Here is a 14,639-nt window from a genome sequence, read left to right as displayed (position 1 = left end):
TTTCCTAAATTCATATAGATTACTAAAACCTAGATACCATAAAGTGAAACTTTAATAATAGCAGCGCTCATCCATAATGAATTCCACACCTTTAATCCAGCTCATCATTTAATATCCCAACCTTGTAGCGCAGTGAATCTAACATATATGAAAATCACTAACGATAAAACTCACTCATTATAAGTGATTTATATCACCACATGAACGCTAAATTGTTGATATCCTTAACCCAGATTAAACATTTAAACTTTATGGAGGTATTCATATGAAACGTATTTTTACCGAAAATTCCGTTATTGGCGATATTGTTACACAATTTCCAAAAGCAAGTGACCTTTTCAAATCATATAGAATAGATTTTTGTTGTGGTGGTAATAGACCGATTATCGATGCTATTAATGAAAGAAGTTTATCCGCAGAAGAAATTTTAACAAAGTTAAATACGCTCTATCATGAAACAAAACAATTAAACGAATCTGAATTTGATTGGAAAACAGCTTCTTATAGCGAATTAATTGATTATATTGTGAATAAACATCATCGCTATTTAAATGAAGAATTACCGTTGTTAAGCCCCTACGTAACAAAAGTGTTACGCGTTCATGGGGCAGGACAACCACATTTAGCTCAAATTCATAAACTATTCCATGAATTAAAAACAGAATTAGAGCAACATTTAATTAAAGAAGAAACAGAAGATTTCCCTTTGATTTTAGCATTTGAACAAAATCCAACTGATGAAAATTATATGAAATTACGCAAAGTAGTAGATGAATTAGAAAATGAACACAACCACGCTGGTGATATTATTAAAGAACTTCGTAAAGTTACAAATGACTTTACTCCTCCAGTAGGCGCTTGTGGCACTTATCGTCTTGTCTATCAACGACTTGAAGCTCTTGAATCTGATTTATTCGAGCATATACATTTAGAAAATAACGTTTTATTTCCGCGTGCAATTGCACAAGTTTAAATAAGAATAAAACAGGATAATTGAAAAGAGGAACAACGACCTCTTTTCAATGAATCCCGTTTTATCTATTACCAAACAGATATCTCCATTCACGAAAATCGTATACCTCCCTCTCTCCTCCCTTATGTTTCACAAACCTTACAAATTCCAATTTTGTTTTTGAAATTCGTCTCATTTTCAATCAAAAGTATGATTTTTATCACTGCTTCATTTTTCTATTTAGGATACATTAATAAGAAAAGCACTATCATTGGGATAATGTTAGGAGTGATGAATACATGTCAGAGATAATAAAAAAACACTTACAGGGAGTTTCCCTCTTTAAAGAACTTTCAGAAGAAGAAATTCAACCAATTGTAGAAATTTCACGAATGCGAATGTATAAAGCAAGATCATTTGTATTTATGCAGGGTGATACTCTTGACCGAGTATTTTTTATTCACTCCGGCAAAGTAAAAATTCAAAAAACAGATGCATCTGGCAAAGAACAAATTGTTTCTATACTTCAAGATGAAGAAATGTTTCCTCACTCCGGCTTCTTTCGAAAAGGTTCATTTCCTGCTCATGCTGAAATTCTTGAAGATGCCCAATTAATTGTCATTCCTATCGTTGATTTTGAGATGATTTTAATTAAGCACCCTGGATTATGTATTAAATTATTTAGAGTTCTTGGAGAAAAAATCGTGGATCTTCAAAATAGATTAGAAGAACAAATTCTTCATGACACATATGCGAGAATTATTATGCTACTGCTACGCTTATGTAAGTCAAATGGTGTACAGATAGATGACAAATATAAAATAACGACCCATTTTACGAACCGCGAACTCGCTAACATGATTGGAACATCAAGAGAAACTATGAGCCGAACTATTACTTACTTAAGAAAAAATGAGATAATTGCTACGGATGAGGATGGTTATTTCCTTATCGATCTAAATAAGTTGGAAAATGAAATTATATAATCAGATGCCAAACTGTCCTAAATCAATATTCTATTCGAAGTCATCCCCCTTTCATTAGTGATACTCCCATCAGCGGAGGCTTTCATCTTCCACTGATGGCGAACCTTCATTACAGCCTTTTACAGGCTGTTTACTCTGCGCTACCTCCCTTTTTCTCTCTAAATCTTGAGATCATAATCTCACCAACTGCGAATAACGAGATGAAAGTAAAAGTGACAAACTTGTTAAAAAAACGAATGTGTGATTTGGCTCACAATTTTATTCCTGCCTTTATGTTACAGTGTAATTGATAATTAATATCAATCATTTCGAGGTGAGAATAATGACAAAGCAAATTAATTTTCATCATACTGTTTATGATTTAACGACTCAATGTCCTGAAGTTCTTCCGATTTTAAAAAATCTTGGATTTGAAAATATAACAAAACCTAATATGCTACAAACCGTTGGACGAGTAATGACGATTCCGAAAGGATGTCTACTGAAAGGTATTTCATTAGACGTAGTAAAAGAGGCTTTTCAAAATAGTGGATTTCACATTAACGAGTAGAGGAGAATCCTTATGAGCGAAATCATTAATAACAGGGAACAAGAAGATATAAATAACGCTGAACGTCAAGCAATCTTAAAGACGATTATTAAAGATCTTCATAACGGAAAAAACATTGAAGATGTAACAGCTCAGTTTCAAGAAGCGATCGGAAATATTACCGTAGCAGAAATTTCAAAGCTCGAACAGGCACTTATGGAGGAAGAAGGAATTCCAGTTGAAGAAGTACAACGCTTATGCTCCGTTCATACAGCTGTTTTTAAAGGATCCATTGAAGAAATTCATCAATCTAATAAACAAGAAGAGCAACCAGGCCATCCCATTTATACATTTAAAATGGAAAACAAAGAAATCGATCTACTTGTGAATTTCAAACTTCAACTTCACTATGAACGTTTTGAAAAAGAAGATAGCGAAGAAAATATTTATAAACTAATAGAAGACTTAAATTTATTAATCGATGTTGATAAACATTATAGCCGGAAAGAAAATCTACTTTTCCCTTATCTAGAGAAATACGGCATTTATGGACCAACTCAAGTTATGTGGGGCGTTGATGACAGAATTCGTGCTGCTATTAAAGAGGCAAAACAAAAATTAGTAAATTATAATCAAGATAAAAAATCAGTCTTAGACAGCGTTTCTTTCGTCATCCATGACGTAACTGAAATGATTTTTAAAGAAGAAAATATTTTATTTCCGATGGCCCTTCAAACTCTTACAGAAGATGAATGGCTAAAAATCGCTCATGAAAGTAATGAAATTGGCTACTGCTTAACAAGTCCTACAAGTACATGGAAACCAGAAAGAAATATGATCAAAGAAGAAGCCCTGTCCGGAGGCCTGATTCGTTTTGAAACAGGTATATTATCTTTAAAACAGTTAGAACTAATGTTAAATCACTTACCTGTTGATATTACATTCATTGATGAAAATGATGTTGTGCGTTACTTCTCTCATGGAAAAGAACGAATCTTTGCTCGTACGAAAGCTGTCATTGGTCGAACAGTGCAAAACTGTCATCCACCAAAAAGCGTTCATGTCGTTGAAAAGCTCTTAGAAGATTTCAAATCTGGAAAAAAAGATTGCGAAGATTTTTGGATTCAATTTCAAGATAAATATGTATATATTCGTTACTTCGCAGTGCGCAATGCAGATGGAAAATATATAGGAACTGTCGAATTCACACAAAACATTCAACCAATTCGTGAGCTCCAAGGAGAAAAACGGATTCTTTCATAATTTATCTCGCATTAACGGGCAGTAAGACCCCCACCTCAAGATTCAAAGAAACCCGAGGTGGATAGGTGAGGGATCAACTGCCCGTAAAAGCCCGATTGGTGAGGGCTAATAATCAGTGGGGGATGAAGACCCTCCCACTGATTAAAGTTTCACTTTATATGAGAATGATAAAGTGAACTCATTGACGATTCAACACAACATATCGACCATTCACAGTAAAACAGCTATCGCGTGGGCGATAGCTGTTTTACTGTTTATTTTGCACATAAGCAGCCAGCGCTTCTAAAGCAGCTTCTGCATCTGACCCTTCTGTTATAATCGTTACACTGCTGCCAGATCCAATCGCTAAGCTCATAATCCCCATTATACTCTTCGCGTTGACTGTTTTACCATCTTTCTCAATGAAAATATCAGCATGAAAACGATTCGCCTCTTGTACAAACAACGCAGCCGGACGTGCTTGCAAGCCGTTTTTTAATGCAACCTCAACCTGTTTTTGAACCATAGCTCCGTTTCTCCCCTTTACCGTTATTTTTTTGCTACCGGTTCCCCCGCGCGTAATTTCTCTGCGATTTCATCGATTTTACGCAAACGATGATTGATACCTGATTTACTGATTTTCCCCCCAGATACCATCTCGCCTAATTCTTTCAATGTTACATCCTGATAATTAATACGTAATTGTGCAATCTCGCGCAGTTTATCTGGCAAGACATCCAGTCCCACCGTCTCATCAATGTAACGAATATTTTCGATTTGCCTTAAAGCAGCACCAATTGTTTTATTTAAATTGGCTGTTTCGCAATTCACTAAACGATTGACTGAATTACGCATATCGCGAACAATACGAATATCTTCAAATCTTAACAACGCATTATGTGCACCAATAATGTTTAGGAACTCCGTAATTTTCTCCGCTTCTTTTAAATACGTAATATACCCTTTACGCCTTTCCAACGTCTTACTATTTAAATCAAATCCGTTCATCAGTTCACATATAGAATCATTATGTTCCTTGTATAGCGAAAAGACCTCTAAATGATAAGATGATGTTTCTGGGTTATTTACTGAACCACCTGCTAAAAATGCACCTCTTAAATACGATCGTTTACAGCATTTCTTTTCAATCAATTCCTGTGAGATATTGCGAATAAATGAAAAGTCTCCTCTTACAATATGCAAATCTGCTAATATTTCACGTGATTTTTCAACAAGCCGAACGATATATACATTATTTTTCTTAAGTCGCATCTTTTTACGAACAAGTAATTCTACCGTTACGTCATATCCTTTTTTCAGCAATGTGTAAATTCTTCTGGCAATTGCTGCATTTTCTGTTTGAATATCAATCGAAAGACGACGGTTTGAAAAAGAAAGTGATCCGTTCATTCGAAGCAATGCTGATAACTCCGCTTTCTCACAGCACTCCTTCATCTCAAGCTTTGTCAGCTCTTTCTTTGTTTCTGATGCAAATGACACAGCCCCACCTCCTTATACGATATTTGGGAACAACAATTTTGTCCTATATGAATGAGTAGCGTTATCTCATAAAGAGATAACGCATGCTTATAACAACGAATATAAAATAGAAGCTAGTTTTAATGTATCATGTCTTACAACTTGATCATCATACTTTGCTAATTCATCTTGAATTAAACGAATCTTACTTTCAGCAAAACGATCTTCATCAACCACAACAGGTTCAGACAGCTCTTCTGCATACAGTTTACGTAATCCAGCAGGAATATCATGATTATTTACAATCGCTGTATCGATGAAAGGTGCTCCAAGATGATCATGCAAAGCTTGCACATGATCAAATGCTGTATACCCCATTGTTTCACCGGCTTGTGTCATGACATTACATACATATGCCTTTTTCGCCTTTGCAGCAAGAACAGCGTCCCCGATTTTTTTCACGATTAAATTCGGTAAGATACTTGTATACAAACTACCCGGACCAAAAACAAGCAAATCAGCCCGCTGAATCTCCATCAATGTCTCATACAGTGGTTCTACATCACCCGGTGTTAAAAATACGCGATTAATCTTTTTCCCAAAATACGGAATTTTCGACTCACCTGTTACAATTTGCCCATCTTCCAGTTCTGCATGAAGCACAACACTTTGATTGGCCGCTGGTAAAACACGCCCTCTTACATTTAACACTTTACTCGTTTCTGTAATGGCATGGAAAAAGTCTCCTGTAATCGACGTCATCCCAGCTAGCAATAAATTACCTAATGCATGACCCGTTAAACCTTCTCCGGATGTAAAACGATGTTGAAATAAAGCTTCCACAAGCGGCTCTACATCTGATAACGCAACAAGTACGTTACGAATGTCGCCTGGTGGTGGAATTTCTAACTCATCACGCAATCTACCTGAACTGCCACCATCATCAGCTACTGTAACAACCGCTGTAATATCAACAGGATATTTCTTCAATCCTCTTAATAAAACAGATAGTCCAGTTCCTCCTCCCATGATGACAATTTTAGGTTTTCTCTCTTTTTTCATCCCTTAATGGCCCTTTCTCTTCTCCACATCACGATGAGATACATGAACGATATATTCTGGTTTCAAATGTTTTCCAAGGTATTCTGCAAGCGTAACAGAACGATGTTGCCCACCTGTACATCCAATTGCAATTACAAGTTGACTCTTACCTTCTCTTTTATAATGAGGAAGCATGAAAGTAATGAGATCCGTCAGCTTTTCTAAAAATTTATGTGTTTCATTAAATTTGAGCACATATGACGAAACTTCTTCATCCAGTCCTGTTAAAGGCTTCATCTGTGGAATATAATATGGATTTGGTAAAAAACGAACATCAAATACTAAATCAGCATCAATCGGAATACCGTACTTAAATCCAAATGACATCACATTTACACGAAACGCTTGCTCATTTTCTGTTGAAAACAGATGAACAATTTTCTCGCGCAATTCTTTCGGTTTTAACTCAGACGTATCGAGTACAATATTAGCTCTTGCCTTCATGTCTGTTAATAAATTACGCTCTGCCTCAATCCCTTTTAACGGCAAACCCGTCGGCGCAAGCGGATGCGAACGTCTCGTTTCTTTGTAACGCGTTACAAGCGTGCTATCTTTAGCATCTAAAAATAAAATATGAGGAATGATCCAAGTGCGTTCTGATAAATCATCAAGCGCTCCCCATAAATGTTCAAAAAATTCGCGGCCACGTAAATCAATACCAAGTGCCACTTTATTCATTTTTCCTTTCGAGTCTGCCATAAGTTCAACAAACTTCGGCAATAACATCGGTGGTAAGTTATCTACACAAAAATATCCTAAATCTTCAAAACTTTGTAAGGCTACTGTTTTTCCTGCACCGGACATTCCTGTAATAATTACCATTTTAATATCATTATTCGCTGTCATTGTATCCCCTCCTTGACGGTTTAGCTCGGATCCAATCGATATGAAAGTAATTCAAAGTCTGGTGTATATACAAACGTACCGTAGATTATTCCATTTCCTTTAATTAAATAATCAATAATGTGATAATCTCCTGGTGCCATTGCTAACTCATCAATTTTATCAAATGTATGCCAGCCTATGATGCCTTCTTCGCTTTCCAATTTGTTTTCTCCTGCAAAATCTGTCGCTAAAAAGGAGAACATCATCCATTCAGAAACAACTTTATCACCTTCTTGAATGACAAAAGTGAAGACCCCCTTTAACGCTGGGTTCTTTAAATAAATACCTGTTTCTTCACGATATTCGCGAACAACGGAATCTCTTACTGTTTCACCGCGTTCCATTTTCCCGCCCGGTGCAACCCACCAGTTCCGACGAGGTTTTTGTAATAGGAGAACTTCATTATCTTTGATTAACACACAGTTTGTTACTCTTTGCATGTTTCTTCACCTCAGCTACTTATGATGAATTTCTTCATCACATACTCATTTCATTATACTATCAAAAACACTTTGTCACAATGAAGGAGCTCCTGGCCTAAAGAAACAAAAAAACGATGGAAATTAATTCCCATCGCTGTTGGATTACAAAATAGAATCCCTCACAATTGGCATATCTTATACGCAATATACAAAGATCAAGTCAAATCTTTTAACTCATTATTTGGTAAGGAGACGTAAATCCTTATTGATCATCCACAATAATATACGCTGTTCTGATTGGCCCATGTACACCTACGACGAGATTCATTTCAATATCTGCACTATTTGACGGACCAGAAACGAAATTCACACAAGCTGGCAATTTGTCTCCCGCTTTATTTTGATGGTGAATGACTTTTGTAGCCTGGGTTAACCTTGGCACAATCGTACTTTTAGGAACAATTGCAATATATGACTTAGGAAGAAGACTAACGTGCCTTCCTTTTAATCCATCATTAAATAGAACAACGGTTCCTGATTCAGCAAGAGCGATATCACTGAACGTAATGCCAAGGTCAGCAGCTTTCGCAAATTCTATGTTCTCTTCTTTATGATCTAAGCCCCACTTACGAAAATGTATTGTACCTTCATTGCTTAAAAATTGACTGAGACCATATTCCTTGAACCGTTCATCATTAGAATACATAACAGATTGGATATTCCACTCTGTTAGAAAAGATTGTAATGTTTCAACAAGCCTGGCCTTTGTTGTTCGCTTAACTTGTGTATGAATTACCTCACATTGCTCTATTAACTTTAGTACAAGTTCATCTTGTGTTAATCCGTCAAAAACAGTCCACTGCGGAGAAAAAGACCAGTTCGGTTTTTTTACTGCTTCCGGACGTTTTCTGCCAAGCTTTTCTGATAATTGGAATAAAAATTCCTCACGATTTTGGATGGCCATTATCGTTCTCCTTTACACGTTTTTTAAACCAATCTCTAAACGGCTGTTTTTCTGGAACTGGAAAATCTCTCGCATCCGTCCAAGCTTTTAACGGACCGATTCCACGCTCGATCTTGTCCCCTTTTGTAAGAGGCTTTAATGCATACGGAGCGGTCTTTGTAGCAAGGGAAAATAACCTGGAGCTATTCACCGCTTTTTCAAAACCTTTCATAGCCACGTTCCAAGCTACAGGTGATTGTTTCGCTTCTTCTACAATGTGGCGGCGATGTTTAATTAATAAATCGTGTAACGGTATTTTCACTGGACACGCTTCTGTACAAGCTCCACAAAGGCTAGATGCATAAGGTAAATCTTTATATTCATCATATCCTCCTAAAAGTGGTGTCAACACAGCTCCAATCGGTCCTGGATAAATGGAGCCATACGCATGTCCACCGATATGCCGATATATGGGACATACATTAATACATGCCGCACAGCGAATGCACTGAAGGATACTTTGAAATTCTGTTCCTAAAATATTAGAACGACCATTATCAACAATGACTAAATGAAATTCCTCAGGTCCGTCTGTCCCGCCGGGCTCGGTTAACCCTGTAATATAACTTGTTAACTTTTGTCCTACAGAACTTCGGCATAGAAGTGTTACTAATACATCAAGCTCTTCCCATGTCGGAACAATACGTTCCATTCCCATAACTGTAATTAACGTTTTCGGAAGCGTCGTGGTAAGTCTTGCATTTCCTTCGTTTGCCACGATAGAAATAGACCCAGACTCTGCAACAGCAAAGTTACATCCTGTCACCCCTACATCCGCTGTAAAAAAATCATCACGCAAATAATTCCTTACAAACCTCGCCATTTCCGTAGGATCAGATGTTCCAGTATAATCTAACTTTGTTTTAAATATTTCACAAATGTGTTCTTTATCCTTATGAAGACACGGAACAACAATATGTGATGGAGGATCGTGGTCGTTCACTTGCAGAATAAATTCGGCAAGGTCCGTTTCTAACACTTCTCCTCCAGCCTCTTCAATCGCTTCATTTAAACTAATCTCTTCCGTTACCATAGATTTTGATTTCACAATTTTTTTCGCGTTTTTCTTTTTTACAATCCCTTTTACATATTCCCTTGCGTCTTCTGCAGTCTTTGCAAAATAAACAAAACCACCGTTTTTCTCAATATTTTCACTCAGTTGATACAAATAATAATCAAGGTTTTCTAATGTATGCTTTCGAATTTCTTCCCCTAAAGCTCGCCATTCCTCCCAATTCCCAAGACTCTCAGTAGCTTTTAATTTCTTGCCTCTAAGACCATCTTGTGCTTTCCTGACAGCCTGTCTCATGAATTGATCCCCTATACCTGTTTCAGCACGCTTATGAAAAGGATCGTTCCCAATTTTCATTCCCATCTTTATATCCCCCCTCTTATTTTCGATCTTCATTTAATACTTGAGCAATATGCTTTACATCAATTGGGTAACCATTGCGTGTTAAACGTCCTTTTATATTCATTAAGCAGCTACAATCCATCCCGATTAACAGTTCTGCACCGGTTTCCATAATATGCTTTACTTTTTCATCGACCATTTGCTCAGAGATTTCTGGCATTTTCACTGAGAATGTGCCCCCAAATCCACAGCAATCATAATTATGTGATAACGAAACAACTTCCAGTCCCTTTACACATTTTAATAATTTTTGCGGCGGTTCCTTAATCCCCATTAATCGGCTCATATGGCAAGATGTATGAACCGTTGCTTTTTTATGAAGCTCCGCACCTAAGTCTTCTTTCCCTAATACTTCAACAAGAAACTGTGTGAATTCATATGTTTTATTTGCAAGTTCAGTAGCTTTTTTCTTCCACTCTGCTTCACTTTCAGAAAATAAACTAGAAAACTCGTGAACCATCATAGCGCAAGATCCTGATGGCGCTACAACATATTCCGAATTCGCAAAAGCTTTAATCATATGTTTTGCAGCTGTTCTTGTTTCTTTATGATAACCGCTATTATAAGCAGGCTGTCCGCAGCAGGTTTGGTCTTTAGGGAAATCAACTTCACACCCTAAATCTTCAAGAATTTCCACAACATCTTTTCCTACTTCTGGATAAAAAACATCTACAACACAAGTGATAAATATTGACACTTTCATATTTTACACCCCCAAATAAAGTAAAGTAGCCTGTCATGAATTGTACTTTTACAGAAGGTTTACTTTCCTACCAAATGTTGAAAGGCAAGATAAAGCAGAAAAGTAAGCTCAAGTAACTTTTTCACCAAAAGGATCGCTTTCGTATATTCTTGGTAAAAAATACAAAAAATATAAATGCAAATAACAAAAAAAGTGATTGAGAGCTATCTCTCAATCACTTTTTCTTACTAAAATACGATACAATCGCAAACCCTAAAATAAACGTAATAATAGAACTTACAATCGACATACCACCGGCTGGAATCCCAGGAAACACTACTGCAATCGATCCGATGACAAGCCCAATAATTGCAGCGAATGTTGCACTTTTAAAATGTGCTAATAAGTAGCTAATCCCTTTACTACTCACCACAAATCCAACCATAACACCTGCACCAATGACTGCAATTAGCGGTAGGTTTAATGTTGTTAATGCATTAATCGCTGTTGGATATACACCAATAATTAATAAAATAAATGATCCGCTAATCCCTGGAAGTAGCATAGCCATACTTGCCATCCAACCTGCCAAAAATAGTCCAATTGTATTTAAAATTGTTAACGTAGTAATCGGATCTGCCGCTTTATCTGGCTTAAAAAATGCTGTTACAGCTACAAGAGCCGCTGCAACGATTAGTAGAACAATATGTCCTGCTTTAAATGTTTCCTTTGCATTTGCTTCCTTCATTAACATTGGTAAAATACTCAAGATTAAACCAAGGAAGAAAAACTGCGTTGGCTCATAATGATTTGCCAGTAAATACTTAATCACATGACTTAATGTTAAAAATGCCACCGCTACACCAGCAGCAAGCGGAATTAAAAAGCCTAAATGTTTTTTCCATTCACGACTAAAGAATCCGCTAATTGCCGCAAGCAATCTTTCATAAATCCCTAGTACAACAGCAATTGTCCCGCCGCTTACACCAGGAATTAAATCACTAACTCCCATACAAAAACCACGATATATATTACGCCATTCCATACTGAATAAACTCCTCATTTCCCATAATCATTTTTTTCGTAAATTCTAGTATAACAATAACTATTTGTGCGTCCCATGAGAAATTTGACAAACATTTGACATTTTAGGCAGAAATTGAACTACCCCCACCTTCACTTCGTTTAGAGGAGGGGGTCTTCTCGGTTAAAATGATAAAAAAAGAAAGCTACCATCTATGAAGGTAACTTTCTTCTTTAAAAGGATTCATATCCTTATTTTTCTGTTACAGTTTTTAATTCCTCTAACAACTCTTCTACATAATGCTGTGCACTTTGTGCTGCGATACTACCATCGCCAGTTGCTGTTACAATTTGACGAAGCATTTTTTCGCGAACATCACCAGCTGCGAAAATACCAGGAACTTTCGTTTCCATACGTTCATTTGTTTCAATATAACCATTTTCATTTGTAATGCCAAGCTCAGTAAATGGTTTTGATAGTGGTAACATTCCGATATAGATAAAAGCACCATCTGCTTTAAATTCTTGTTCTTCACCAGTGTTAACATCTACAAGTGTTACACTACCTACTTTACCATTCTCTTCGTTAATTTCTTTTACAGTATGATTCCAAATGAAGTCCACTTTCTCATTTTGGAAAGCACGGTCTTGAAGAATTTTCTGTGCGCGAAGAGCATCACGACGGTGAACGATTGTTACTTTTGATGCGAAACGTGTTAAATACACACCTTCCTCAACAGCAGAATCTCCACCGCCAACAACAACAAGTTCTTTCCCTTTAAAGAAAGCGCCGTCACATACCGCGCAATATGATACACCACGGCCGCCAAGTTCTTTTTCACCTGGTACACCGATTTTTTTATACTCTGCACCACTTGCAACAATAATCGCGCGTGTTTTGTATTCTTTTTTACCAGCTACAACTGTTTTATATTCTTTGCCATCGATGACTTCTTTCACATCACCATATGCATATTCAGCACCGAATTTCTTCGCATGCTCGAACATTTTATTTGATAAATCAGGTCCTAAAATAGATTCATAACCTGGATAGTTTTCTACATCTTCTGTGTTTGCCATTTGTCCGCCTGGAATACCACGTTCAAGCATAAGCGTGCTTAAATTTGCACGAGACGTATACACTGCAGCTGTCATCCCAGCTGGCCCAGCACCAATAATAATGACATCATAAATTTTTTCTTCTGACACACTATTCACTCCTATTCATTCCTACCATAACTTACCCTCATTATACTGTTAGCATCTGTTTTTTCCCAATGATTTGCCTACGTGTGAGTACGCTTTACTACTTGCACATATTTTCTCACAGTTGCCACAGATACATTATATATATTTCCAAGTTCGGCCTGTGTCATTTTATTTCTCTGTTCTCCGCGCACAATATACTCGATTGCCGCAGACCAACCAAACACGTTTGTAAATACCGTCCCAGATGTATATAGGCGTATAAAAGTACAAAACCAAAAATGTAAGCACTCTTCAATCAATTCATCTTCTTTATTTGTATAGTTATATAAGGCATCCGCAATCCGAATACATTGTTCAAACGGTTGTAACTCGCTCGGAATACTCTTATGACTGCTCATTAAAAAGAAGTATTTTGCCAGTTGCGAAACAATTGGCACACGATTTTTCGCCTGCGTCACATCAAAGAAAAAGCCAATCTTCTCAGGTGTTGTTAATTCATTCATTAAATACAGTGCTAACATTTGCTCTTCTAACGTTGTACTTTGCTGGAAAGATTTCCTCAGCTCTTCAAACAAAACATTCTGTCCTTCATCAGCTAAATGCAGGGCATTCCACGGCTCTTTCCCTTTTTTATCAGGGTGTAATTCTACAACAGATTGCCACATCTTTTCCGCTGTCTGTTGATCTTTTATCATATAAGCAGAGTATGCAAACCAATAGTAAAAGCTGACATCTCCTTCATAACCTTGACGCTTTAATAACCTTAACCATTTATATGCCGATGCAAAGTGACCAATTGTCGCGAATGTTGTTCCTAGCTTCAATCGATGCTCAAATGACATCGGATATACGGATTCTAGTTGCTTCGCTAACGCCTCTACTTGCTTATGCTCTCCAATTGAATATAGAAAAATAAGCGTATTACATAACGCATGCATATTACCAGGATTTTTCTCTAAAATCATCTCTGTTAACTTTAATGCTTTATCTACATTTCCTAACTGAAAATGAGCAATTGCTAAATTATTATAACCTGACCAAAATTCTGGATAATCTTTCGTAACAACTTCAAGTGTAGCAATTGCTTCTTCTAATTGTCCGTTGCGAATATAACGGTTCGCTTGTTCCTGCATGACAATTAACTCATCTTCATCTTCAAACTCTTCCGCATCCATTGATTCTTCTTCCATAATTTCAAGCAATTCTAACGTCTCTTCCACAAATTCCTTCTCTGTAGCTATCTCTAAATATTGCTCCGCATACTTCTTCGCCTGCTGAAACAAGCCAAGATATGCGTAATTATTTGCTACAAAATAATAGCACTGTTCAATATTAGAATTCGAACGAATCAGTTTCAAGAAAATTTGATTTGATTCTTGATACTCACCGACTTCCGATAATACCGTAGCTAATTGACATAAAATAAACGGCTCTTTCTCACTTTGTGCCGCTCTTCGAAAATATTTAATCGCATCTTGTAATTTATGATTGCGATAAGACTTCATCCCTTTTTTATAAAAGAAATCAGCTAATTGATTAAAAGAGATAACTTGTCCGTTCTCCTTAAATATTCTTTGATTTTTCCCCATATATCCTCCAGTTTTTTGTTTTCTTCGTTCATACCTTCTTCTATTTATAAGTATAAACGATTCCGTAAAAAACAAAACAGTATATTATAATCAATTATTTCCTTTTTATTCATAAAAAGAGAA

At 36.6% G+C, this 14,639-nt stretch carries 15 protein-coding genes; 4 read left to right on the top strand and 11 right to left on the bottom strand.

Going from position 1 to position 14,639, the window contains the following annotated elements; genetic code table 11:
• The first annotated feature begins 265 nt into the window (after positions 1-265).
• The 4 genes from ric (at position 266) to ACM6HU_RS15600 (ending at position 3,730) form a co-directional block, all read left to right on the top strand.
• Entirely contained in the window at positions 266-973 is a 708-nt protein-coding gene (ric, locus tag ACM6HU_RS15615; RefSeq protein ID WP_016112499.1) for an iron-sulfur cluster repair di-iron protein, read from the top strand.
• A gap of 278 nt (positions 974-1,251) precedes the next feature.
• Positions 1,252-1,938 carry a Crp/Fnr family transcriptional regulator gene (locus tag ACM6HU_RS15610; RefSeq protein ID WP_016112500.1) on the top strand — a complete coding sequence of 229 codons (687 nt, stop codon included), beginning with the start codon at positions 1,252-1,254 and terminating at the stop codon, positions 1,936-1,938.
• 322 nt (positions 1,939-2,260) lie between these two features.
• Entirely contained in the window at positions 2,261-2,488 is a 228-nt protein-coding gene (locus tag ACM6HU_RS15605; RefSeq protein WP_016112501.1) for a DUF1858 domain-containing protein, read from the top strand.
• Between the two features lie 12 nt (positions 2,489-2,500).
• The gene (locus ACM6HU_RS15600) at positions 2,501-3,730 is read left to right on the top strand and encodes a DUF438 domain-containing protein (protein ID WP_016112502.1); all 1,230 of its coding nucleotides are present in this window, start codon (positions 2,501-2,503) and stop codon (positions 3,728-3,730) included.
• Positions 3,731-3,977: 247 nt separating this feature from the next.
• On the opposite strand, the gene ACM6HU_RS15595 is transcribed toward ACM6HU_RS15600, so the two are convergent.
• From ACM6HU_RS15595 to ACM6HU_RS15545, 11 genes are all read right to left on the bottom strand, one after another.
• A complete protein-coding gene (locus ACM6HU_RS15595) occupies positions 3,978-4,235 on the bottom strand; it encodes an HPr family phosphocarrier protein (RefSeq protein ID WP_016112503.1) in 258 nt (85 codons plus the stop codon).
• 23 nt (positions 4,236-4,258) lie between these two features.
• Entirely contained in the window at positions 4,259-5,209 is a 951-nt protein-coding gene (gene whiA, locus ACM6HU_RS15590) for a DNA-binding protein WhiA (protein WP_016112504.1), read from the bottom strand.
• A gap of 87 nt (positions 5,210-5,296) precedes the next feature.
• Positions 5,297-6,250 (bottom strand): gluconeogenesis factor YvcK family protein, encoded by a 954-nt coding sequence (locus ACM6HU_RS15585; protein WP_016112505.1) that lies wholly within the window; start codon positions 6,248-6,250, stop codon positions 5,297-5,299.
• A 3-nt stretch (positions 6,251-6,253) separates the two neighbouring features.
• Positions 6,254-7,135, bottom strand: coding sequence for an RNase adapter RapZ (gene rapZ, locus ACM6HU_RS15580; RefSeq protein WP_016112506.1), 882 nt, complete (start codon positions 7,133-7,135; stop codon positions 6,254-6,256).
• 20 nt (positions 7,136-7,155) lie between these two features.
• On the bottom strand, positions 7,156-7,614 hold the full coding sequence (locus ACM6HU_RS15575) for an NUDIX hydrolase (protein WP_001190078.1): 459 nt from the start codon (positions 7,612-7,614) through the stop codon (positions 7,156-7,158).
• A 244-nt stretch (positions 7,615-7,858) separates the two neighbouring features.
• On the bottom strand, positions 7,859-8,560 hold the full coding sequence (locus ACM6HU_RS15570) for a LutC/YkgG family protein (RefSeq protein ID WP_016112507.1): 702 nt from the start codon (positions 8,558-8,560) through the stop codon (positions 7,859-7,861).
• Positions 8,541-9,974, bottom strand: a complete 1,434-nt coding sequence (locus ACM6HU_RS15565) for a LutB/LldF family L-lactate oxidation iron-sulfur protein (protein WP_016112508.1) — start codon at positions 9,972-9,974, stop codon at positions 8,541-8,543. The genes ACM6HU_RS15570 and ACM6HU_RS15565 overlap by 20 nt, the downstream gene beginning before the upstream one ends.
• 16 nt (positions 9,975-9,990) lie before the next feature.
• Positions 9,991-10,716 carry a (Fe-S)-binding protein gene (locus tag ACM6HU_RS15560; RefSeq protein WP_016112509.1) on the bottom strand — a complete coding sequence of 242 codons (726 nt, stop codon included), beginning with the start codon at positions 10,714-10,716 and terminating at the stop codon, positions 9,991-9,993.
• 214 nt (positions 10,717-10,930) lie between these two features.
• Entirely contained in the window at positions 10,931-11,740 is an 810-nt protein-coding gene (locus tag ACM6HU_RS15555; RefSeq protein WP_016112510.1) for a DUF368 domain-containing protein, read from the bottom strand.
• Between the two features lie 230 nt (positions 11,741-11,970).
• On the bottom strand, positions 11,971-12,927 hold the full coding sequence (gene trxB, locus ACM6HU_RS15550; protein ID WP_016112511.1) for a thioredoxin-disulfide reductase: 957 nt from the start codon (positions 12,925-12,927) through the stop codon (positions 11,971-11,973).
• Positions 12,928-13,004: 77 nt separating this feature from the next.
• A complete protein-coding gene (locus tag ACM6HU_RS15545; protein WP_016112512.1) occupies positions 13,005-14,516 on the bottom strand; it encodes a tetratricopeptide repeat protein in 1,512 nt (503 codons plus the stop codon).
• Between the last annotated feature and the right edge of the window lie 123 nt (positions 14,517-14,639).

Source organism: Bacillus sp. IT-79MI2 (assembly GCF_949768135.1).
Lineage (GTDB): Bacteria > Bacillota > Bacilli > Bacillales > Bacillaceae_G > Bacillus_A > Bacillus_A pseudomycoides.
The sequence above is the reverse complement of the archived record's forward strand: the minus strand, read 5'-3'. Positions and strand labels throughout refer to the sequence as shown.